Genomic DNA, 21,523 nt, shown 5'->3' with positions numbered 1-21,523 from the left:
CCATCGCTACCATGCACCAGCAACTGCAAGCCGTCGCCCGTCAGGTTGGCACTGTCATTGTCGGCAAAGACCGGCAAATCCGTCTGGCCCTCACCTGCCTGCTGGCAGGCGGCCATCTGCTGATCGAAGACCTGCCCGGCGTGGGCAAGACCACGCTGGCCCATGCTCTGGCCCTGTCGCTGGGCCTGAATTTCAATCGCCTGCAATTTACCAGCGATCTGCTGCCGGCCGATGTCAACGGCATCGCCATCTATCAGCGCGAACAGGGCGCTTTCGTATTCCACCCCGGCCCCATTTTCACCCAGGTGCTGCTGGCCGACGAAATCAACCGCGCCACGCCCAAGGCCCAATCCGGCCTGCTGGAAGCCATGGCGGAACAGCAGGTCACCAGCGATGGCGTCACCCGCCCCCTGCCTGCGCCGTTCTTCGTGATCGCCACGCAGAATCCCGGCCACCAGATCGGCACCTATCCGCTGCCCGAATCGCAACTGGACCGTTTCCTGATGTGTCTTTCGCTAGGCTATCCCGATGCCGCCGCCGAACGTGCCCTGCTGATGGGCGAAGACCGCCGTCAACTGCTGAAAAACCTGCAGCCGCAGATGCTGCCGGCCCAGTTGCTGGCAGCGCAGCAGGCCGTGCGCGAGATCCATGCTGCGCCAGCCCTGATCGATTACGTGCAAGCGCTGGCAGCGGCTTCGCGCAACAGCCCATGGTGTGCCGAAGGCCTCAGTCCGCGTGCTGCCATCGCCCTGCTGCATGCGGCGCGCGCATGGGCCATGCTGGCGGGCCGCGACCATGTGCTGCCCGAAGATGTGCAGCTCGTGCTGGAGCCGGTCTGCGTGCACCGCTTGCGTCCCTTGCCTAGCGCGCAGGGAGGCGTGCAAACTGGCGCAGAACTGGTGCAACGCTTACGGCTCGCTGTACCAGTCTGAAAACCATGACGGCGCTACTGCAGCGATTCCGCAGCGCCGTGCACGCCCGCTGGCTATACCATCTGGGCGGCGCGGCAGCCAGCAGCATAACGCTGGGAATGCGCCGCATTTACATCCTGCCCACCCGCGCGGGTCTGCAATGTGCGCTGCTGCTGATGGTGATGCTGGTGGGCTCGCTCAATTACAACCTCGGTCTGGGCTATGCGCTGACCTTTCTGCTCGCCGCCTGCGTACTGGCCGACATGGTCGCCACCGCGCACAATCTGGCCGGCCTGCAACTCACGCCGGGCCACACGGCACCCGTGTTTGCTGGCGAAACGGCCAGCTTCCGGATCGAACTGGCGCCTGCCCGCGCGCGCCAGCACTACGCCATCTGGCTGGGCTTTCAGGACGCTGGCGACAGCGTACAGCCTTGCGACGTCGGCACCGCGCCTGTCGCCAGCGTGCAACTGCGCGCAGCAACCAGCCGGCGCGGCTGGCAGGCTGCCGGCCGCATACGGCTGGTGACGCGCTTTCCGCTTGGCCTGTTCCGCGCGTGGAGCTATTGGCAGCCGGCCCTGCAGGTGCTGGTCTACCCTGCCCCCGAACAGCCGCCTGTGCCCTTGCCTGCCATGGGCGCTACTGCCGGCCATGGTCGCAGCCGTACCGGTAGCGAACATCTGGCCGGCCTGCGCGACTACCGGCCCGGCGACAGCCCCCGTCATCTGGCTTGGCGCCAGATCGCCCGTCACACCAGCAGGCCCGAACTGCCGCTGCTGGCCAAGCAGTTCGAAGGCGGCAGCGCCAGCCTGTTGAGACTCGATCTGGCCACGCTGCCGCCGCAACTACCGCTGGAACACAAGCTGTCACGCCTGTGTGCATGGGTGCTGGCAGCGGAATCCTCCGCTCAGCCTTACAGCCTGCGGCTCGATCAGGTCTTTATTCCTGCCGCACTGGGCCCGGCCCAGCAAAGCGCCTGCCTGCGCGCACTAGCCCTATACGGCGACAACCCTGCAGAGCAGGAGCCTAACCCATGAAGCGCCTGCTGCAAAACCTGCACCGCGAGCAGAGCGACACCCTGCTGCTGCTGCTGGCTGCATTCGCGGCACTGCTGCCGCATACGCTGCATCTGCCGTGGTGGATCAGCCTGGCCATCGCTGTTACGCTGGGCTGGCGCGCCCTGCTCACTTGTGCGGGCTGGCGCCTGCCACCAATCTGGCTATTGCTGCCCGTGGCGCTGGCTGCCATGGCCGGCGTCCATGCGCAATTCCACACGTGGCTGGGACGAGATGCGGGGGTGGCCATGCTGACCCTGCTGCTCGGGTTCAAGATGCTGGAAATGCGCGCGCGCCGCGATGTGATGGTGGTGATCTTCCTGTGCTACTTTGTCCTGCTCAGCAACTACTTCTACAGTCAATCCATGCTGATGGCACTGCACAGCATACTGGCGCTGGCACTAATGCTGAGCGCCCAGCTATCGTTCCAGTACGGCGCTTACCAGCCGCCGCTGCGCCAGCGTGTGGCGCTGATCGGGCGCCTGCTGCTCTACGGCGCCCCGCTGGCACTGCTGCTGTTTCTCGGTTTCCCGCGCATCAGTGGCCCGCTGTGGGGCCTGCCCGGCGATGCCCACACGGGCAGCTCTTGCCTGTCCGACAGCATGGCACCGGGCAGCATCTCCGCGCTGGCCCGTTCCGACGCACTGGCCTTCCGCGTGCAGTTTCAGGGACCGCATCCGTCGCCGTCGCAGCTTTACTGGCGCACCATCGTGCTGGGCGACTACGATGGCCGTAGCTGGACGCGCGTGCCCCCCAGCCGCGGCCTGCACCGTGCCGACCTCGATATCCGCGTGCGCAATCCGGCGCTCGTCTACGAACTCACGCTGGAAGTGCAGCAGCAGCCATATCTGCCGGCGCTGGAATTGAGCGGGCCGCAGCTAGAGCTGGATCACTATCGGGTGCACGACACCGACGAGATGGAATTCGTCACCACCCGCACCCCGGGCGAAAGGCTGCGCTACCGTAGCCGCGCATGGCTGACATACAGCCTGCAGGCCGACGCCAGCCCCGCTACGTTGCAGCGCTGGCTGGAACTACCGGACGGCTACAATCCGCGCACGCTGGCACTGGCGGCACGGCTTGCGGCCGACCATGCCACCGCTCCCGTGCTGGTGCAAAGGCTGTTGCAGCTACTACGCACCAGCGGCTATCGCTATACGCTGGAACCAGCCCTGCTGGGCCGCCACGCCGTCGACGAATTCCTGTTCGATAGCAAAGCCGGCTTCTGCGAGCATTTCGCTGGCGCCTACGTGTTCACCCTGCGCGCCATGGGTGTGCCAGCGCGCGTGGTCACCGGCTATCAGGGCGGCGAATTTAATCCGGTCGATGGTGTGCTCAGCGTGCGCCAGGCCGATGCCCACGCCTGGGCCGAATTCTGGCAAGCCGGCGTCGGCTGGCAGCGCGTCGATCCCACGGCAGCGGTGGCGCCGCAGCGCATCGCCGGAGCAGGCGCGCTAGCAGCGCCTGAACGCGGCAGTACAGAACTGCTGCAAACCCTGAGCGGCGAAGCGGCATCGCTGCTCACATCGCTGCGCTTCCAGTTTGCTGCACTTAACAACCAGTGGAACCAGTGGGTGCTCGACTACAACCCGGAACGCCAGCAGGCGCTGCTCAACAGTACGCTGACCGGCAGCGCACAGGCCAGCAATTTATGGCCTTACGGCGCTGGCGCACTGGGCCTGGCAATGCTACTGTGTGGGCTGGCGTGGCTGCGCCGGCGCCGCCCGCGCGATCCGCTCACGCAGCTATATGCGCAGTTCTGCCGCCAGCAGGCGCGCCGCGGCTATGCGCGCGCCGCGCATGAAGGGCCGCTAGCCTATGCGCAGCGGCTGCGGCTGCGGCCCACGAGCGCAGCGCAGCAAGCCGCCTTGCAGGAATTTTTATTGCTATACAGCCGTCTGCGCTATGCTGCGGACAGCCCCGAATCACGTACTGCATCGCTGGCGATGCTGAGGAAACTGTTAGTTCTATGTCGATAAAGCCGTTGATCACCGCCCTGCTGCTGGGCCTTTCCGCCACTATGCTGGGCAATGCCTGCGCCGCACCCGTCCAGCACAAACCCGCCAAAGCCAGCAAGGCTGCTGCCCATAAAAAGAAAACCGCGAAGAAAAAAGCGCCCGCCGTCGATTACGAAGGCGAATTCGTCAACTTCGGCGACTGGAAGGAAGTCAGCAGCTTCCTCGATGACGTGGCGGCACGCAATCACTGGGACCGGGCAGAACTCAATACGCTGATCGCGCAAGTGCGCTTCGTCGATTCCGCCGTCCAGTTGATCAAGCCTGCGCCACCGGGCAAGCCGAAAAACTGGCAAGCCTACAGCAAGCTGTTTATCGAACCCGTGCGCATCAATGCTGGCCTGAAGTTCTGGGCTGAAAACAGTGCAGCACTCGAGCGGGCGGAAAATCTATATGGTGTGCCGGCCGAAGTCATCGTCGGCATCATCGGCGTGGAAACCGTATACGGCCGTAACACGGGCCGCTTCCGCGTGCTCGATGCCCTAACCACGCTGGCTTTCGCTTACCCTGAAGCGCCGGCCCGCACCGAGCGCATGGCCTTCTTCCGGCGCGAACTGGAAGCGGCGCTGCAATTCGCGCGCAAAAACAATCTCGATCCGCTCAGCCTGCGCGGTTCCTTCGCCGGCGCGATCGGCATGCCGCAATTCATGCCCAACAGCGTGATGAAATTTGCCGTTGATTTCGATGGCGATGGCCAGATCGATCTGCTCAATTCGCCGACCGATGCCATCGGCAGTGTCGCCGCCTTCCTCGTCGCGCATGGCTGGCAGCGCGAACTCAATGGTGCCATGGTCTACCCTGCTACGGTGGCGCCGCACCTGCAATGGGAACGCATGCTGAATCAGGGATTGGTGGCCAGTTATAGCTGGAATGAACTAAAGGCCGCCGGCGTGAACACCGACACTATGCCACCAGAAATTACAAAATATGGCCTGGTGGACTTGCAAAATGGCGCAGAGCCCACAGAATACTGGTTAGCAAACGGGAATTTCTTCGCTATCACGCAGTACAACCGCAGTTATTTCTATGCCATGTCGGTGCTGGAACTAGGCCGCGCCATCAAACAGTTGCGCTAACGAATGTAAGGAAGCGTAACGACTCTTGGAATATGGACTTGCCAACTGTATTGTATAGTTGACACGAAGAAATTTTTTCGACAAACTTGCGGTAGTTGAGGAATATACCAACGCGGGACACAAGCTAATTGTTTTATAATTAAGCTTATGGATTCAATAATTGTGAGCGCAGCCAGCATAACATGAAGGCCGGTGTATAATTCTCACACAATGTTGCAGAGCGACAACAGTACACATGAGCAGCATGATTCTTGTTGCTTATGGGTATGAGTTAGGTACAATTGTGTATATATTATGAAAATTGTTATCCCGGAATCCGTCCGTGTGTGAATTCGTTCCTGGTAAGGAAGAACGTGAACGCAGCTAAGCGAGCTCCGAGTGTTGTACTTTGCAGGACAACTTTACAGAAGGAAAAAACGAAATCATGACAAACCAAGTCGGCATAGACATGAACAACGATGCGGATGGCGATGATCTGCTGCAATACAATCCCAACCGCCTGCTGGATACCCTGATCGAAAACCTGCGCCTGAAAAACGACGCAGCACTGTCGCGCGCACTGGAAGTGGCGCCACCAGTGATCAGTAAGATCCGTCACCACCGTCTGCCAGTCGGTGCTTCGCTGCTGATCCGCATGCACGAAGTAAGCGACTTGAGCATTCGCGACCTGCGTTACCTGATGGGCGACCGTCGTAACAAGTTCCGTATCAGCGACAAGCAGTTCAAACCGAAAGAAGGCGAATCGGGCGGCGGCCAGAGCTAATCGGCACCGGTCCTGCAAAACACCCTCATCCCCGGCAACGGCGATGAGGGTTTTGTTTTTTAGGCGGGGAATACGCCGGTGGACAAGTAGCGGTCGCCGCGATCGCAGACGATGAACACGATGGTCGCATTCTCCACCGTTTGCGAAATGCGCAAGGCGATTTCGCACGCTCCGGCGGCCGAAATACCGCAGAAGATGCCCTCTTCCGCTGCCAGCCGGCGCGCCATGCGTTCGGCTGCTGCCTGCGATACGGCTTCCACCTGATCGACGCGGCTGCGGTCATAGATCTTGGGCAAATAGGCTTCCGGCCATTTGCGGATGCCGGGGATGGACGAACCTTCTTCCGGTTCGGCGCCGATGATCTGCACGTTGGGGTTCTGCTCCTTCAGGTAGCGTGACACGCCCATGATGGTGCCCGTGGTGCCCATGGCGCTCACGAAGTGCGTCACACGGCCTTCCGTATCGCGCCAGATTTCCGGCCCCGTGCCTTCGTAGTGGGCGCGTGCATTATCGCCATTGGCGAACTGGTCCAGAATAATGCCCTTGCCATCCTTCTGCAGCTGCTCGGCCATGTCACGCGCATATTCCATCCCGCCCGTCTTGGGCGTGAGCATGATCTGGGCGCCATAGGCGGCCATGCTCTGGCGCCGTTCCACGCTCAGGTTTTCCGGCATCAGCAACAGCATCTTGTAGCCGCGCAGCGCAGCCGCCATGGCCAGCGCGATGCCCGTGTTACCACTAGTCGCTTCGATCAGCGTATCGCCGGGCTTGATATCGCCGCGCTCCTCGGCGCGCTTGAGCATGGACATGGCAGCCCGGTCCTTGACGGAACCGGCCGGATTATTGCCTTCCAGTTTGCCCAGAATAATGTTGTTGCGCGCCCGTGCGTCGGCACCGGGCAGGTTGACCAGCTGAACCAGCGGGGTGTTGCCTATCGTATCTTCCAGGGTTTTGTAAGCCATCTTATTGTTCGTTCGTGCCAGCTAAAACCCCATTCTAATCCCATAAGCGCCCGCCTTGCTTGAAACCCCGCTCTGCCGCGGGGAAACTTGCATTATTCACGGCTGCTAGCAGGTTTTCCGAATTGCAACGCCCAGCCATATACGAAAACCGCACGTCAAACTGCAACAGACCCGGTTTTTATGCTGGTACGGGGGTGCAAGTTCACACACCTGCCGCGCCGCTTCCGCTAGACTGGCTACACTCTCACCACCACTTTCTGAGCAGGACTGATATGCCCAACAAGAGCCCGGAAATGCTGCCTGAACTTACTGCCGACGACCCTGTCTCCGGTCCCGGCATCGACCTCGACACCCGCCGTCACCAGATCTTCCCCACCCTGAGCGAAAGCGATGTGAAGCACATGCTGCGTTTCGGCACGGTGCGCCAGTTCGGCGATGGCGACTGGATCTTCCGCGCCGGCCAGACCAGCTTCGGGCTGGTGCTGGTGCTGCAAGGCCAGATCGAAGTCAGCCGCTACGACGGGCTGGGCAATACCGCCCACATCACCTTCCATCAGGCCGGCCAGTTCGGCGGCGAAGTGGCGCAGCTATCGGGCCGGCCCTCGCTGGCCAACGGCCGGGCGATGGGCGAAACCGAAGTCTTGCTGATCCAGCCGGAATCGCTACGCGCCCTGCTGATCGCCCATGCTGATCTGGGCGAACGCATCGTGCGTGCCCTGATCCTGCGCCGTGTCGGCCTGCTGTCGCTCAATTCCGGCGGCCCCTTGCTGGTGGCGCCGCGCGGCCATGGCCGCCTGCATACGCTGCAGAGTTTTTTGTCCGCCAATGGCCACCCGTACGAAGCACTCGATCCCGAACACAGCGCGCAGGCCGCGGCCCTGCTGGCGCACTACCAGCCCAAGCCGGAAGAACTGCCGCTGGTGGTCTGCCCCGATGGCGCGGTCAAACTCAATCCCAGCGTGGTGGATATCGGCCGCTGTCTGGGCATGCTGCCCCAGCTCGATAGCGACAAGGTGTGGGATGTGATCATCGTCGGTGCCGGACCGGCAGGGCTGGCGGCGGCCGTGTATGCGGCGTCGGAAGGCCTGTCCGTGCTGGTGCTGGAAACCCGCGCTTCGGGCGGGCAGGCAGCGGCCAGCGCCCGCATCGAAAACTTCCTCGGTTTCCCCACCGGTATCACGGGACGGGCGCTGGCCGGCCGCGCCTATGTGCAGACGCAGAAGTTCGGCGTCGAAGTGGCGATCCCCGCACCGGCCGGACGGCTGCTGTGCGATACCTACCCGCTACAAGTGGAAATGTGCGGCAGTCTGCAGCGTCTGCAGGCACGTACGGTGGTGCTGTCCTGCGGCGCGCGCTACCGCCGTCCTTCGCTGGCCAATCTGCGCCAGTTCGAAGGCAAAGGCGTGTATTACTGGGCTTCGCCGATCGAGGGCAAGCTATGCAAGAACGAACAGATCATCCTCGTCGGCGGTGGCAATTCGGCCGGTCAGGCGGCCGTATTCCTGTCTACCCAGGCCAAGCATGTGCACATGCTGATCCGCAAAGACAGCCTGGCTTCCACCATGTCCAGCTACCTGATCGAACGGATCGAAGCGACGCCGAATATCACCCTGCACACGCAAAGCGAAATCGTCGCGCTGGAAGGCGACGAGGAAGGCTTGCGGCAGGTAAGAGTACGTCATGCACCGAGTGCGCAGGAAACCGACTATCCCGTATGCCGCATGTTCCTGTTCATAGGCGCCGATCCGAATACGGACTGGCTGCACGACTGCGGCGTGGACGTCGACCAGCACGGCTTTATCCGCACCGGTTTTGACGTCACCAAAGCGCAGTGCCGCGCCAACTTCAGTCAAGGCGTGTATCCGCCTGACCTGCCGGAACGGGCGGCGCTGGAAACCAGCGTGCCGGGCGTGTTCGCGATAGGCGATGTGCGCGCCGGCTCCACCAAGCGGGTGGCTGCCGCTGTGGGCGAAGGTGCGGCCGTGGTGGCACAGATCCACGCCTTCCTTGCCAGCCTGCCGCTGACGCAAGCCTAGCCAGCCCTTGGCGCGTTGCAGGCCTGGCGGCTGGACGCCGGGCCGCTAGTCTGCTGCAGAGGCGCGTGCCTGTATGCGGCGCAGTTGCGCTGCCTGATAGGCAGCAAAGGCGTCATTGAACAGGCAGCGGATCAGCGGATCATCGACCACATCGGCTTCGGGCGGCGCGCCGTCGATGCGCACATACATCGACGTCAGCGACTCGCCCAGCGCCAATCCCGCATACAGCTTGGCCAGCGGTATCGCGGTCTGCCACTGCGGCGTGGCGATGCTATCGTCCAGTGCAATCTCGTCGCCATGGATGCGGTAGCGGAACTGCTGCCCCCTGCCCTCGTGGTCGTACACGCTGAGCTGCCAGCCGCAGGCCGCCGTGAAATAGCTATCCTTGGGCAGTTCCATTTCGCGGTATTTGTGCAGCAGGCCCGCGCGGCAGAAATCCAGCGCCAGCGCGGTCTGCTCAGGCGTGAGCGCTGCGAAGTGGCGGGCGATTTGCGCCGTCGGCGGCGGCACCAGCTCCGGCCGGTAATCGAAATCAACATCCTGCTCGCCCACCGGTATCACCCATGACAGCGGCGCCGCTGCTGCCAGTCCCTGCGCACTCAGCTCGAAACTAACGCCAGGATTCATGCGCACCACCTGCGTGTGCGGCAGCCACTCGGCCAGCGCAGCCGCAAACTGGCGATAGGTCACAGGGAACATCGCGTGGTTGTACCACGACCACGGCTCCTGCACGAACTGGCAGGAGCTGGGCACCACATAGCGTGGCGCCAGCGCCTGCAACTGCTGCGGCCACTCCTCGGGCAACGCCGGCGCGCCACTGCTGGCATGGCTGGCGCGGCCGGGCGCAATCACATCCACCTCGCGCATGGTCTGGAATGGCCACAGCACCATATCCCACGGCGCGTACGGTGCCAGCTGTTCCAGCGTTTCCGGGTCCATCCACGCATCGACCACGTTGAGCACATTCAGGCCGGCAGCGCGCACATGGAACATCGAATCGACATCGGCATCGAGCGCACGGCGCGGTATCACCTCGAACGGCCCCAGATGCACCGGCTCATCCACCTTGAGCGCATGCACATTGCTAAACCCCAGCTCCCGTATCAAATCGAACAGCTCATCGAAAAGGCAGTACAGATAAATCGGCGTAGCCCGGTCGAGCAAGTCCAGACTTTCGAAAGAACAGTGGTCGTCGTGAAAGTGGGAAATGAACACGGCGTCCACCTGCAGCTTGCGGATCTGCGGCAGATCGAAGCGCACGGAAGGAAAGGCGTGACAGTTGCGGCTAAACGGGTTTTCGAACACGGGGTCGAAAACGATGCGCCGGCCTGCGCATTCAAACACATAGCCGGCATGCAGAATGCGGGAAATTTTCAGAGTCATGCCGCCATGGTAGCAAACTCAGCACCAACTTCGGGGTCAGGTCTGTCATTCAGACATCGAAGGCACACTATTGAGGAATCTCAATGCTGAGTAATTTGTCTAGGCGCCAAAAATAAGGATGAATTTTACGAGGCGTCAAACACAAAACAAAACAGCACGATTGATATATCTCAACCGTACTGCTTGGGTGTCCTAATGACAGACCTGACCCCGAAGTTACGAAGTTACAAGGTTAGCGCAGCGGGACGGGATAGGTGGCGGGGCTGACGTTGCCGTCGTTATCCACCGCCTGCACGCCGAAGTAGTAATTATCCTTCGATAGCGTTAGCGTGGCTTCCGTGGCTTTGCCGACGAAACGGCTGCCCTGCCAGTCGGCCGCTCCCGTTTCGCGCCACACCACGCGGTAGCCGGCCAGATCCGGCTCCACATTGGCTTGCCATACCAGTTCCGTATCGTTCTGCAGCTTGGACGTGCGTACCTGCACCTTGGCCGGTGCTGCCGGCGCCAGCGACAGCGTGGCCAAAGCGGCCGCATTCACCCGTGCTACCTGTGCGATATAGGCATAGTCGTTGTACTGCGGCAGATCGCCTATCAGTACGCCGTTTTCCGTGCGGATGTTCTGGTGCTGATGGTTGAAGTCTTCTGCCGGTTCGGTAAAGCGCAAGGCCGCGTAGCCGCGTTCGAGGAAGGGCATGTGGTCGCCGCCGCGCAGATAGCGGTCGCGCCGCTGGATCACATTGACCTTGAAGCCAGATACGTAACGCTCACCCGATTCTTTGACGGAGCGCGCCAACTGGCGCGACAGCGAATCGTTCTCGCCGCCCGTCTGGATCAGCGTACGCACTACTTCGCTGTTTTCCTTCTGCACCGGCAGGCCTTCGGCAAACAGGCGCACCTGCTTGTTATCGATCTTGCCGTGTTCATCGCGCGAGCTGCCGATGATATCGTTGGTGAACATGCCGGCGATGTTCAGATTCTTCTGCTTGGCCTGCTCGGCCCAGTGGGCCGCGCCCAGCAAGCCCTGCTCTTCCGCTGCCACCGTCATGAACACCAGCGTGGCATCGAACTGGTAGCGCGCCATCACGCAAGCCATTTCCATCACGGCTGCCGTGCCGGAAGCATCGTCGTCGGCGCCCGGCGCATCGCCATTCGCATCCATCACATCGGTATTGCGCGAATCATAGTGGCCGCTGACCACATACATGCGTTCGCGCGCAGCGTCCTGCGTGCCGGGCAGCGTGGCCACTACATTGACGATTTCCGTAGGGCGGCTGATGCGCGCCGAAACGGGCGCGATATGGCTATCGAACGCCACCTGCAGCTTGCCGCCCGCCGCGGCGCCGCAGCGCTCGAGTTCGCCCTTGATCCAGCGCCGTGCCGCACCTATGCCTTCCGTTTCGGAGACAGTATCGGACATGGTATGGCGCGTGCGGAAGCTGACCAGCTTGCGCACATAGCCTTCTATGCGTTGCGGCGATATCTGTTTAACGATCTGGTCTATCTGGGCCTGATGGCGGCGCGTATCGGGGCCATCGGCGGCGGCCTGCGCAGCGTAGGTAGTCAGGGCAGCCAGCACGGCCACACTCAGGGTCAGCGGTTTCAGGTACATCTACAGTCTCCGTGGAAGATATCCGGCTATCTTCTCACGCCGCCGACTCGAATTTTCGCTCTGAAACAATTCTCAAACAAAAACCCGCAGCTTTGCGCTGCGGGCAAGGGTCAGGCTCGCGCCGCTAGGCCGGCCTGTGCCTCATTTGGCTGCCGATGCCGGCTTGTCTGCCTTGCTGGCTTTGCTGGTTTTACTAGCCGGCGTGGCCATCGCAGGAGCGCCTTCCATAGCTTTGCCGTTGACCACCAGCCCAGCCGCCGACAGCTTGGCCGCATTCTTGCCGCCTATGCCTTTGACGCGCTGTTCCAGATCGGCCCAGTCCTTGAACTCGCCCTTCTTGCGCTCTTCCAGTATGGCCTTGGTCTTGGCCGGCCCTATGCCTTTCACGCCATCCAGCGCGGCCGCATCGGCCTTGTTGACATCCACCTGCGCGAACGCAAAGCTCATGCTGGCCACCAGCGTGGCAACAGCCAGTATCAGTTTCCGCATCATGTCTCTCTCCGTTAGGTTGCAAGGGCGACCATCGCACCTTGAAGCCCCATAACGACAGGGCGCCAGCGCGGTTGACGCGCTGACGCCCTGAAAGACTGCCGAACCTGAGCTAGATCAAGCGGGGAACAGTTCCTCGCGCGTGACGGTGGCCGTACCGAGCTTGCCGACCACGATGCCGCCGGCACGGTTGGCCGTCTGCACGGCCTCCTGCCAGCTAGCGCCAGCACCGAGCATGGCAGCCATGGTGGCGATTACGGTATCGCCGGCACCGGACACGTCGAACACTTCACGCGCCTGCGCAGGCATGTGGAATTGCTCGCCTTCCGTGTACAGCGTCATGCCTTCTTCCGAACGGGTCAGCAGCAGTGCGTCGAGTTTCAGCTCGCTGCGCAGCTTCTGCGCTTTGGCCGTCAGCTCTTCCTCGCTGCGCCACTCGCCGACGATGCGGCGCATTTCCGATTTGTTCGGGGTCAGCACCGTAGCGCCCATGTAGCGCGTGAAATCGTCGCCTTTCGGGTCGACCATCACTACCTTGCCGGCCGCGCGGGCCGAAGTGACCATGTCGGCCACATTCACCAGACTGCCCTTGGCATAGTCGGATAGCACGATCACATCGTAGTCGTTGAGCAGGGCCTTGAACTGCACCAGCTTATCGCGCAGCACAGTATCAGTCGGCGCTTCTTCGAAATCGATACGCACCATCTGCTGCTGGCGGCCGATCACGCGCAGCTTGATGATGGTGGAAATGGCCGCGTCGCGTTTCAGATAGCTGTGGATGCCGCCGCCTTCCAGCAGTTGCGCCACTTCGTCGCCCGCCTCGTCGGCACCGACCACGCCCAGCAGGCCGGCATGGGCGCCCAGCGCGGCCGCATTACGCGCCACGTTGGCGGCGCCGCCCAGACGCGCTTCGCGTTTCTCGATACGCACGATAGGCACCGGCGCTTCCGGCGAAATACGGCTCACATCACCGAACCAGTAACGGTCCAGCATCACGTCGCCTACTACCAGTATGCGCACCTGATCCAGTGCCGGCGCTACAGTCACACTCGTCGTCACGGCAGCCTCGTTATGCGCGGGTCAGGATGGAACGGCCGATGCCGTGGTACTCGAAGCCTGCTTCGGCCATCACTTCCGGCTCGAACAGATTGCGGCCGTCGAAGATGATGGACTGCTTGAGCGCCGCTTTGATGCGGTCGAAGTCCGGGCTGCGGAAGGCCTTCCATTCCGTCACGATCACCAGCGCTTCGGCGTCCGTCAGAGTATCCATCGGGCTGCTGGCGAAACGGATGCGGGCCAGTTCCTCGGCACTCAGGTCGAGCGCGAGTACGCGCTTGGCTTCGGCCATGGCGACCGGGTCGTACACGGCGATGGTGGCACCCGCATCGATCAGCTGGCGGATCAGCACACGGGCTGGCGCTTCGCGCATATCATCGGTGTTCGGCTTGAATGCCAGACCCCAGACAGCGAAGTGCTTGCCATTCAGATCGGCGCCGAAGCGCTTGACGACTTTCTGGCCCAGCACCAGCTTCTGCTTGTCGTTGACGGCTTCCACGGCGCGCAGGATCAGCAAGTCCTGATCATACTGGCGTGCCGTACGTTCCAGCGCCTGCACGTCTTTCGGGAAGCAGGAACCGCCATAGCCGGCACCGGCGTACAGGAAGCTGTGACCGATGCGCGGGTCGGAACCGATGCCGTGACGTACGGCTTCGATATCGGCGCCCACCTGATCGGCCAGATTGGCCAGCTCGTTCATGAACGAGATACGGGTGGCCAGCATGGCGTTGGCCGCATACTTGGTGAACTCGGCCGAACGCACATCCATCCAGAAGGTACGTTCGTGGTTACGGTTGAAGGGGGTGTACAGCTTCTTCATCAGGCCATGCGCCTTTTCGCCTTCCGGCGTGCTGTCGCAGCCGATCACGATGCGGTCGGGACGCATGAAGTCTTCAACGGCAGCGCCTTCCTTGAGGAATTCAGGATTCGACACCACGGAGAATTTGACCTCGGCGCCACGCGCCGTCAGCTCGCCCTGCACGGCCGCCTTGACGCGGTCAGCCGTCCCCACCGGCACGGTGGATTTGTCGACGATGACTTTAAATTCCGTCATGTACTTGCCGATGTTGCGGGCAGCAGCCAGCACGTACTGCAGGTCGGCCGAGCCATCTTCATCGGGTGGCGTACCGACCGCGATGAACTGCAGCGTACCGTGTGCCACGGAAGCGGCAACGTCGGTGGAGAACTGCAGGCGGCCCGCGGCGCGGTTGCGCGCTACCACTTCTTCCAGCCCCGGCTCGTGGATAGGAATGCCGCCGTTGTTGAGCAGGTCGATCTTCTTCTGATCCACGTCCAGACAGAACACATCGTTGCCCAGCTCTGCCAGGCAGGCGCCCGTCACCAGACCCACATAGCCCGTGCCGATAATTGTAATTTTCATGGTGTTACTCTTCTTAATTCATGACATTGAGTTCTTCGGTGCGGCGCGGCGGGTAAGTCTCCCAGCGGCTGCATCCCGGGCACTGCCAGTAGAACTGGCGTGCTTTAAAACCGCAGTGGCTGCACTGATAGCGTGCCAGCTTCTGCGTATAACCGTGTACCAGATTCTTGACCATGGATAGCTCGGACACCACCGACACCGGCGCATCCATCAGGCGTGCTTCCAGCAGCTTGTCCAGCCCCAGCAGGGTCGGCGTGCGGCGCAGTTCATCCACCACCAGCTGCTTGGCCGCACCTACGCCATCGAGCTCCAGCACGGCCTTGTAGACCACCTCGATCAGGTCGATCGAGGAAGCCTGTTCCAGATACGATTTGAGCAGGTTCACGCCTTCCTGCGCGCGCCCTACTTTGCTATAGCCATCCATCATGCGCTGCGCGACCAGCGCCGTATGCGGCACGCTGATCTGCTCGACGCGGCGCCACGTCAGCAGGGCCGCTTCCACATCGCCCTGTGCCAGCTGGGCGTCGCCGATCAGCATGGTGGCGCGCACGTTGACGCGGTCGGCCTGCAGCGATTTCTCCAGCAGCACCAGCGCATCCTGCGGGTGCAGGTGTACCAGCGCGTCCTGCGCGAGTTCGCAATAGAACTGGGCGATTTCCTTCTGACGCGAACCGGCACCGGCTTCCTGCAGCGCCAGCGCCGCTTCGATGGCACGTTGCCATTCCTTCTCGCGCTGGAAGATCTCCAGCAGGGCTTTGCGGGCCTGTACGGCGTACTGGCCGTGCAGCATGGCGTTAAAGGTTTCTTCGGCGCGGTCCAGCAGGCCGGCCTTCAGATAGTCCATGCCCAGTTCATACTGGGCGTGCTCTTTCTGCTCGACCGGCAGATCGGGACGGGCCAGCAGATTCTGGTGCACGCGGATCGCGCGCTCGGTTTCGCCACGGCGGCGGAACAGATTACCGAGCGCGAAGTGCATATCGGCCGATTCCGGGTCCATGCGCACGATTTCGATGAACGCATCGATGGCTTTATCGGGCTGCTCGTTGAGCAGGAAATTCAGGCCTTTGAAATAGCCACGTGGCAGCGTGCGCGATTCCGATACCAGTTGACGGATGTCGACGCGTGCGGCGACCCAGCCCAGTCCGAAAAAGACGGGGATACCCAGTAACCACCAGAGTTCTAATTCCATGCTTTGTATTTATTGTGGTTTGACGCTATCCGGCTGCGGCTGGGCTTGTGCCTGCAGCGCCGAGCTTTGCAGCGTCGTGATCGTGGTTTTATGTTTATTGGTTTCGCGGCGGTGGCGGAACACCGTCGGCGTCAGCGCCAGCACGCCAAGGAAGGCGCCGGCCACAAAAAAGCCGAGCAGCATCAGCACCAGCGGGCCGTGCAGATCATAGTGCAGGAAAAGGTGCAGATCGACCTCCTGCGTGTTCTTCAGCGCAAAGCCGAAAAACAGGACAAAAAGAACGCAACCTATCAGGGTGGATAGTAATTTCATCAGCCTGCTTCCTGTTCATCAATTCCAAGAGCGCAAGTATGCACTAGAAACGCCTTTGCGCAAAAATTTACGACACTTCCCCCATGGCGACACGGCCACGGGCATAAAAAAAGCGGCATCCGCAGACGCCGCTTTTCTCTTCTAACCTTCAGACGCTTAGTCCTCGATGATCGGTTGCCCGACCATGGCGTCCACCCGTTCGCGCAATTGCTTGCCCGGTTTAAAGTGCGGCACCCGTTTTTCCGGCACCATCACTTTATCACCCGATTTCGGATTACGTCCGATACGCGGGGGGCGGCTATTGAGGGCAAAGCTGCCAAAACCACGGATCTCGATGCGCTGACCACTCGCCAAAGCGTTGGTCATGGCATCGAGGATGGTCTTGACCGCATATTCCGCATCTTTCGCCACCAGCTGAGGGTAACGCTCAGCCAGACGGTTGATCAACTCGGACTTGGTCATCGACTAGTCTTAGTTCTTGTTATCGAACTTGGCTTTCAGCAGAGCGCCCAGGCTGGTGGTGCCCGAAGCAGCGTTGCTGTCGGTAGCAGCCATTTTTTGCATGGCTTCTGCGGTCTCAGCGCTATCTTTCGCTTTGATCGACAGCTGGATGCTGCGAGCTTTGCGATCGATGTTGATGACCAGCGCTTCAACGGTGTCGCCCACTTTCAGGTGGGTGCCAGCGTCTTCCACGCGGTCACGCGAGATTTCCGAAGCGCGCAGGTAGCCTTCAACTTCTTCCGACAGTTGGATCACGGCGCCTTTAGGCTCAACCGATTTCACGGTACCCGAAACCAGGGCACCTTTGTCGTTCATTGCTGCGAAGTTGTTGAATGGGTCGCCTTCCAGTTGCTTAACGCCCAGGGATACGCGCTCACGCTCAACGTCGATGGCCAGAACGATGGCTTCCAGTTCGTCACCTTTCTTGAAGCGACGCACGGCTTCTTCGCCGGTTTCGGTCCACGACAGGTCGGACAGGTGTACCAGACCGTCGATGTTGCCAGCCAGGCCGATGAACACGCCGAAGTCGGTGATCGATTTGATCGCGCCTTTGACTTTATCGCCCTTCTTGTGGGTAACACCGAAGTCGTCCCATGGGTTAGCTTTGCACTGTTTCATGCCCAGCGAGATACGACGACGCTCTTCGTCGATCTCCAGAACCATGACTTCTACTTCGTCGCCCAGTTGGACAACTTTGTTAGGAGCAACGTTCTTGTTGGTCCAGTCCATTTCGGAAACGTGTACCAGACCTTCGATACCTTGTTCCACTTCCACGAACGCGCCGTAGTCGGTCAGGTTGGTGACTTTACCGAACAGACGGGTGCCTTGTGGGTAACGACGCGACAGACCGGTCCATGGGTCATCGCCCAGTTGCTTCACGCCCAGCGAAACACGGTTCTTCTCTTGATCGTATTTCAGGACTTTAGCGGTGATTTCTTGACCCACGGTCAGCACTTCCGATGGGTGACGTACACGACGCCATGCCAGGTCGGTGATGTGCAGCAGGCCGTCGATGCCGCCCAGATCCACGAACGCGCCGTAGTCGGTGATGTTTTTCACAACGCCGGTCACCACGGTGCCTTCTTTCAGGGTTTCCATCAGTTTCTGACGCTCTTCGCCCATCGAAGCTTCGATAACGGCGCGACGCGACAGAACCACGTTGTTACGCTTGCGATCCAGTTTGATCACTTTGAATTCGAGGGTTTTGCCTTCGAATGGGGTGGTGTCTTTTACTGGACGGGTGTCTACCAGCGAGCCTGGCAGGAAGGCGCGGATGCCGTTGGTCAGAACGGTCAGACCGCCCTTGACTTTGCCATTGACGGTACCGACAACGATCTCGCCCGATTCCATGGCTTTTTCCAGTGCCAGCCACGAAGCCAGACGCTTGGCTTTGTCGCGCGACAGGATGGTATCGCCGAAACCGTTTTCCAGCGATTCGATGGCCACGGAAACGAAGTCGCCTACTTTGACTTCCAGTTCGCCTTGGTCATTTTTGAATTCTTCAACAGGGATGAATGCTTCCGATTTCAGGCCGGCGTTGACGATCACGAAGTTGTGATCCAGACGAACGACTTCAGCCGAGATCACTTCGCCCGAACGCATGTCTTGACGCGACAGGGACTCTTCGAAGAGGGCTGCAAAACTTTCCATATTAGACATTATGACTTCCAGGTTACCAACAAGGCTCGCGAAATGCGACTTCAGTTGGGTTAGGGTTGATAAAAGTACTGCTGTACTGCTTTGCTACTACTTACTCACTTACTAACTCGTTACGGTACTGCGTATTCTGTTCTGCTGTGAGCGCTTACTTGCGTGCCATCACTTGGCAGCGGCATACCACGCCAGCACCTGCGCCACCGCCTGTTCGGCGTTGATTTCCGAGGTATCGAGCACCAGTGCGCCCTGCGGCGGCACCAGCGGCGCTACGGCCCGATTGGTGTCGCGCTCGTCGCGCGCCTGCAAATCCTTCAGCAGATCATCCATATTAGCAGAAATTCCCTTAGCTATCAATTGCTTATACCGGCGTTCCGCACGCGCAGCCACACTGGCTGTCAAAAACACCTTGAGCGCGGCATGCGGGAAGATCACCGAGCCCATGTCGCGCCCGTCCGCAACCAGACCGGGCGCCTTGCGGAAGCCCAGTTGCAGACCCAGCAGCGCATGGCGTACGGCGTGGAAAGTTGCAATTTTGGAAGCGGCATTCCCCACGGCTTCGGCACGGATCGCTTCGGTGACGTTTTCATGCGACAGTATGATGTCGCCGCCCTGAAAACTGCACTGCAGGTGCTCGGCCAGCTTGGCCAGCGCGTGCTCGTCGGCCAGATCGGTGCCACGGCGCAAGGCCGACAACGCCGTCAGGCGGTACAGCGCACCCGAGTCGAGATAGTGGAAACCGAGTTGATCTGCCACACGATGGGCAACCGTGCCCTTGCCGGACGCGGTCGGGCCGTCGATGGTGATCACAGGAATGATGGATGTAGGCATATTTACTATTTTGCAATTGCCGCAAACGCAGCAAAGTATTCAGGGAACGTCTTGGCGACGCATTTAGGATCATTGATCCGCATCACATTTCCCTTGCGGGCAGCGCCATCCAGCGCTACCAGCGAGAAACACATGGCCATGCGGTGATCGTCATAAGTGTCTATGGTAGCAGGCTGGATCACGGCCGGTGGGGTTACACGGATGTAGTCCTCGCCCTCTTCCACGATGGCGCCCACCTTGCGCAGCTCGGTGGCCATGGCGGCGATACGGTCGGTTTCCTTGACGCGCCAGCTGGCGATATTGCGCAGCGTGCTGGTGCCGTCCGCATACAGGGCGGCCACGGCGATGGTCATGGCCGCATCGGGGATGTGGTTGAAATCGGCGTCGATGGCTTTCAGCACGCCGTTCGAACGCGCTTCTATCCAGTTGTCGCCCATGGTGATCTGGGCCCCCATCTGTTCCAGCGCGCCGACAAAACGCACGTCGCCTTGAATGCTGTCCTTGCCCACGCCTTCCACCCGCACCGGACCACCAGCGATGGCGCCCGCCGCGAGGAAGTAGGACGCCGACGAAGCATCGCCTTCCACATGGATCACGCCGGGCGACTGGTACACCTGACCCGGCTGCACGGTGAACGAGGCCCAGCCATCCTGCTCCACCTGCACGCCGAAACGGCGGATCAGGTTCAGGGTGATTTCAATGTAAGGCTTGGAAATCAGCTCGCCTTCCACGGCGATGGTAATCGCGTGTTCGCGTGCCATCAGCGGCGCTACCATCAGCAGCGCCGTCAGGAACTGGCTCGACACATTGCCGCGCACCGACAGGCGCTGCGCGTGTATCTTGCCCTGCTTGATGTGCAGCGGCGGGAAGCCGGGGTTGCCCGTGTATTCGACATTGGTGCCGGCCGCGTTGAGTGCATCGACCAGATCACCGATAGGACGCTCGTGCATGCGCGGTACACCGTGCAGCGTGTAGTCGCCACCGATCACGGCCAGCGCTGCCGTCAGCGGACGGATAGCGGTACCAGCGTTGCCCATGAAAAGGTCGGCCTTGGCATTGGGCAGTACCCCTGCCACGCCTTTGACGTGATGGATGGTGCCCGTAGCGGTTTTCTCTTCGCGCCACTCCACGCCCAGCGAGCGCAACGCGGCCAGCATCACGGCGGTATCGTCCGAGGCCAGCAAATCGACGATTTGCACATCGCCCTGCGACAGCGCGGCCAGCAGCAGCACGCGGTTGGAAATGGATTTCGAGCCGGGCAGACGGACGGCACCTTCGGCGTGCGCCACCGTGGCCAGATCTATGTATTCGTGAGTCATGCGAGTTCCTGATGTATTCAGTGCTTATTCAGCTTGGTCTTGCGCGGGCGGCTGCTCGGCCGCCTCGATCGCGGAGATCCACTGGTGGCGCGCGCGCTGGGCATTGCTATAGATGCCCTCCAGCGCTGCGCCGTCACCGGCGGCCAGACGGGCACGCAGGCCCGTTAATTGTGCCAGATATGCATCCAGCTCCGTCAACAATGCCGTCTGATTGGCCAAGCTTATGTCGCGCCACATTTCGGGCGACGATCCGGCGATCCTTGTGAAATCGCGGAAGCCACTGGCCGCATACTGGAACAGTAAGTCTGCATGCGGCTTGTTGGCGATGTCGTCCACCAGCGCATACGCCAGCAAGTGCGGCAAATGGCTTACGGCGGCAAACACCTTGTCATGTTCCTCGGCGGACAGGCGGTGGATGATGGCGTGGCAGGCGCGCCATGCGGCGGCCACGGTTTCCACATCGGCCGCACTGTTTTCCGGCAAAGGCGTCAATACTACTTTCTTGCCGATGTAGAGATCGGCAATGGCCGCATCGGGGCCATTGGTCTCGCGGCCGGCGATCGGGTGGCCCGGCACGAACTGGGCCAGTTTGGCGCCCAGCGCGCGCTGCGCCGCCGCCACCACATCCGACTTGGTACTGCCGGCGTCCGTCACCACGGTGCCCGGCTGCAGGTGCGGTGCCAGCGCCGACAGGATCGCTTCCGTCTGCGCCACCGGCGCGGCCAGCAGCACGAGGTCGGCGCCTTGCAGCGCCTGTCCCATATCGCTACCGATCACGTCGATAATGCCCAGCTCCTGCGCCCGTGCCAGCGAGGCGGTGGACCGCCCCATGCCGACGACCGAACCCACCATACCGGCCTGCTTCAGTGCCCGCGCAAACGAACCACCGATCAGACCTACACCGAAGATGACGACTTTATTCAGCATTGATTCAGCTTTATCTCTCAAGCGGCTGGCCCGCTCAGGCCAGCCTGATTTACCT

19 protein-coding genes are annotated in these 21,523 nt (G+C 61.2%); 6 read left to right on the top strand and 13 right to left on the bottom strand.

What is annotated here, in order from left to right; translation table 11 throughout:
- Nucleotides 1–11: 11 nt before the first annotated feature.
- The 5 genes from GM655_RS10895 to GM655_RS10875 all read left to right on the top strand — a co-directional run bounded on the left by GM655_RS10895 (nucleotide 12) and on the right by GM655_RS10875 (nucleotide 5,820).
- Entirely contained in the window at nucleotides 12–932 is a 921-nt protein-coding gene (locus GM655_RS10895) for an AAA family ATPase (RefSeq protein WP_155434677.1), read from the top strand.
- A 5-nt stretch (nucleotides 933–937) separates the two neighbouring features.
- Nucleotides 938–1,948, top strand: coding sequence for a DUF58 domain-containing protein (locus GM655_RS10890; protein WP_155434676.1), 1,011 nt, complete (start codon nucleotides 938–940; stop codon nucleotides 1,946–1,948).
- Nucleotides 1,945–3,945, top strand: coding sequence for a transglutaminase TgpA family protein (locus GM655_RS10885; protein WP_155434675.1), 2,001 nt, complete (start codon nucleotides 1,945–1,947; stop codon nucleotides 3,943–3,945). Before GM655_RS10890 ends, GM655_RS10885 begins: the two co-directional genes overlap by 4 nt.
- The gene (gene mltB, locus GM655_RS10880) at nucleotides 3,936–5,057 is read left to right on the top strand and encodes a lytic murein transglycosylase B (RefSeq protein WP_155434674.1); all 1,122 of its coding nucleotides are present in this window, start codon (nucleotides 3,936–3,938) and stop codon (nucleotides 5,055–5,057) included. The genes GM655_RS10885 and mltB overlap by 10 nt, the downstream gene beginning before the upstream one ends.
- 424 nt (nucleotides 5,058–5,481) lie before the next feature.
- Entirely contained in the window at nucleotides 5,482–5,820 is a 339-nt protein-coding gene (locus tag GM655_RS10875; RefSeq protein WP_155434673.1) for a hypothetical protein, read from the top strand.
- A gap of 59 nt (nucleotides 5,821–5,879) precedes the next feature.
- Here GM655_RS10875 and cysM read toward each other — a convergent pair whose 3' ends face one another.
- Entirely contained in the window at nucleotides 5,880–6,782 is a 903-nt protein-coding gene (gene cysM / locus GM655_RS10870) for a cysteine synthase CysM (protein ID WP_155434672.1), read from the bottom strand.
- A gap of 272 nt (nucleotides 6,783–7,054) precedes the next feature.
- Here cysM and GM655_RS10865 point away from each other — a divergent pair, with 272 nt between their 5' ends.
- Nucleotides 7,055–8,818 (top strand): FAD-dependent oxidoreductase, encoded by a 1,764-nt coding sequence (locus GM655_RS10865; protein ID WP_155434671.1) that lies wholly within the window; start codon nucleotides 7,055–7,057, stop codon nucleotides 8,816–8,818.
- A gap of 45 nt (nucleotides 8,819–8,863) precedes the next feature.
- Here the strand turns inward: GM655_RS10865 and GM655_RS10860 are convergent, their stop codons facing one another.
- The 12 genes from GM655_RS10860 to GM655_RS10805 all read right to left on the bottom strand — a co-directional run bounded on the left by GM655_RS10860 (nucleotide 8,864) and on the right by GM655_RS10805 (nucleotide 21,468).
- Nucleotides 8,864–10,201 (bottom strand): MBL fold metallo-hydrolase, encoded by a 1,338-nt coding sequence (locus GM655_RS10860; protein ID WP_155434670.1) that lies wholly within the window; start codon nucleotides 10,199–10,201, stop codon nucleotides 8,864–8,866.
- A 232-nt stretch (nucleotides 10,202–10,433) separates the two neighbouring features.
- Nucleotides 10,434–11,810 (bottom strand): M20/M25/M40 family metallo-hydrolase, encoded by a 1,377-nt coding sequence (locus GM655_RS10855; RefSeq protein ID WP_155434669.1) that lies wholly within the window; start codon nucleotides 11,808–11,810, stop codon nucleotides 10,434–10,436.
- A 141-nt stretch (nucleotides 11,811–11,951) separates the two neighbouring features.
- The gene (locus tag GM655_RS10850; protein WP_155434668.1) at nucleotides 11,952–12,302 is read right to left on the bottom strand and encodes a ComEA family DNA-binding protein; all 351 of its coding nucleotides are present in this window, start codon (nucleotides 12,300–12,302) and stop codon (nucleotides 11,952–11,954) included.
- Nucleotides 12,303–12,416: 114 nt separating this feature from the next.
- Nucleotides 12,417–13,358: a D-glycero-beta-D-manno-heptose-7-phosphate kinase gene (gene rfaE1, locus GM655_RS10845; RefSeq protein WP_371866776.1), complete on the bottom strand. Its 942-nt coding sequence runs from the start codon at nucleotides 13,356–13,358 to the stop codon at nucleotides 12,417–12,419.
- 10 nt (nucleotides 13,359–13,368) lie between these two features.
- Complete coding sequence (locus tag GM655_RS10840) at nucleotides 13,369–14,736, bottom strand: UDP-glucose dehydrogenase family protein (RefSeq protein WP_155434667.1); 1,368 nt, start codon at nucleotides 14,734–14,736, stop codon at nucleotides 13,369–13,371.
- A 13-nt stretch (nucleotides 14,737–14,749) separates the two neighbouring features.
- A complete protein-coding gene (lapB, locus tag GM655_RS10835) occupies nucleotides 14,750–15,925 on the bottom strand; it encodes a lipopolysaccharide assembly protein LapB (protein ID WP_155434666.1) in 1,176 nt (391 codons plus the stop codon).
- 9 nt (nucleotides 15,926–15,934) lie between these two features.
- Nucleotides 15,935–16,237, bottom strand: coding sequence for a LapA family protein (locus GM655_RS10830; protein ID WP_155434665.1), 303 nt, complete (start codon nucleotides 16,235–16,237; stop codon nucleotides 15,935–15,937).
- Nucleotides 16,238–16,393: 156 nt separating this feature from the next.
- Complete coding sequence (locus GM655_RS10825; RefSeq protein ID WP_155434664.1) at nucleotides 16,394–16,699, bottom strand: integration host factor subunit beta; 306 nt, start codon at nucleotides 16,697–16,699, stop codon at nucleotides 16,394–16,396.
- 9 nt (nucleotides 16,700–16,708) lie between these two features.
- Nucleotides 16,709–18,388 carry a 30S ribosomal protein S1 gene (rpsA, locus tag GM655_RS10820; RefSeq protein WP_155434835.1) on the bottom strand — a complete coding sequence of 560 codons (1,680 nt, stop codon included), beginning with the start codon at nucleotides 18,386–18,388 and terminating at the stop codon, nucleotides 16,709–16,711.
- Between the two features lie 168 nt (nucleotides 18,389–18,556).
- Complete coding sequence (cmk, locus tag GM655_RS10815; RefSeq protein ID WP_155434663.1) at nucleotides 18,557–19,222, bottom strand: (d)CMP kinase; 666 nt, start codon at nucleotides 19,220–19,222, stop codon at nucleotides 18,557–18,559.
- Nucleotides 19,223–19,227: 5 nt separating this feature from the next.
- Entirely contained in the window at nucleotides 19,228–20,541 is a 1,314-nt protein-coding gene (gene aroA, locus GM655_RS10810) for a 3-phosphoshikimate 1-carboxyvinyltransferase (RefSeq protein WP_155434662.1), read from the bottom strand.
- A gap of 24 nt (nucleotides 20,542–20,565) precedes the next feature.
- Nucleotides 20,566–21,468, bottom strand: coding sequence for a prephenate dehydrogenase (locus GM655_RS10805; protein WP_155434661.1), 903 nt, complete (start codon nucleotides 21,466–21,468; stop codon nucleotides 20,566–20,568).
- Nucleotides 21,469–21,523 lie beyond the last annotated feature (55 nt).

The sequence above is a fragment of the Pseudoduganella danionis genome, assembly GCF_009720775.1.
GTDB classification, from domain to species: domain Bacteria; phylum Pseudomonadota; class Gammaproteobacteria; order Burkholderiales; family Burkholderiaceae_D; genus Rugamonas; species Rugamonas danionis.
This window is presented reverse-complemented; position numbering and strand designations above follow the sequence as displayed.

What these genes read in the sequence shown, in the direction of transcription:
- GM655_RS10805 (WP_155434661.1), bottom strand. Translation starts at nt 21,468, where the DNA reads ATGCTGAATAAAGTCGTCATCTTCGGTGTAGGTCTGATCGGTGGTTCG.
- GM655_RS10850 (WP_155434668.1), bottom strand. Translation starts at nt 12,302, where the DNA reads ATGATGCGGAAACTGATACTGGCTGTTGCCACGCTGGTGGCCAGCATG.
- GM655_RS10885 (WP_155434675.1), top strand. Translation starts at nt 1,945, where the DNA reads ATGAAGCGCCTGCTGCAAAACCTGCACCGCGAGCAGAGCGACACCCTG.
- aroA (WP_155434662.1), bottom strand. Translation starts at nt 20,541, where the DNA reads ATGACTCACGAATACATAGATCTGGCCACGGTGGCGCACGCCGAAGGT.
- GM655_RS10865 (WP_155434671.1), top strand. Translation starts at nt 7,055, where the DNA reads ATGCCCAACAAGAGCCCGGAAATGCTGCCTGAACTTACTGCCGACGAC.
- GM655_RS10890 (WP_155434676.1), top strand. Translation starts at nt 938, where the DNA reads ATGACGGCGCTACTGCAGCGATTCCGCAGCGCCGTGCACGCCCGCTGG.
- GM655_RS10825 (WP_155434664.1), bottom strand. Translation starts at nt 16,699, where the DNA reads ATGACCAAGTCCGAGTTGATCAACCGTCTGGCTGAGCGTTACCCTCAG.
- GM655_RS10840 (WP_155434667.1), bottom strand. Translation starts at nt 14,736, where the DNA reads ATGAAAATTACAATTATCGGCACGGGCTATGTGGGTCTGGTGACGGGC.
- GM655_RS10875 (WP_155434673.1), top strand. Translation starts at nt 5,482, where the DNA reads ATGACAAACCAAGTCGGCATAGACATGAACAACGATGCGGATGGCGAT.
- lapB (WP_155434666.1), bottom strand. Translation starts at nt 15,925, where the DNA reads ATGGAATTAGAACTCTGGTGGTTACTGGGTATCCCCGTCTTTTTCGGA.
- GM655_RS10860 (WP_155434670.1), bottom strand. Translation starts at nt 10,201, where the DNA reads ATGACTCTGAAAATTTCCCGCATTCTGCATGCCGGCTATGTGTTTGAA.
- GM655_RS10855 (WP_155434669.1), bottom strand. Translation starts at nt 11,810, where the DNA reads ATGTACCTGAAACCGCTGACCCTGAGTGTGGCCGTGCTGGCTGCCCTG.
- cysM (WP_155434672.1), bottom strand. Translation starts at nt 6,782, where the DNA reads ATGGCTTACAAAACCCTGGAAGATACGATAGGCAACACCCCGCTGGTT.
- mltB (WP_155434674.1), top strand. Translation starts at nt 3,936, where the DNA reads ATGTCGATAAAGCCGTTGATCACCGCCCTGCTGCTGGGCCTTTCCGCC.
- GM655_RS10830 (WP_155434665.1), bottom strand. Translation starts at nt 16,237, where the DNA reads ATGAAATTACTATCCACCCTGATAGGTTGCGTTCTTTTTGTCCTGTTT.
- cmk (WP_155434663.1), bottom strand. Translation starts at nt 19,222, where the DNA reads ATGCCTACATCCATCATTCCTGTGATCACCATCGACGGCCCGACCGCG.
- GM655_RS10895 (WP_155434677.1), top strand. Translation starts at nt 12, where the DNA reads ATGCACCAGCAACTGCAAGCCGTCGCCCGTCAGGTTGGCACTGTCATT.
- rpsA (WP_155434835.1), bottom strand. Translation starts at nt 18,388, where the DNA reads ATGGAAAGTTTTGCAGCCCTCTTCGAAGAGTCCCTGTCGCGTCAAGAC.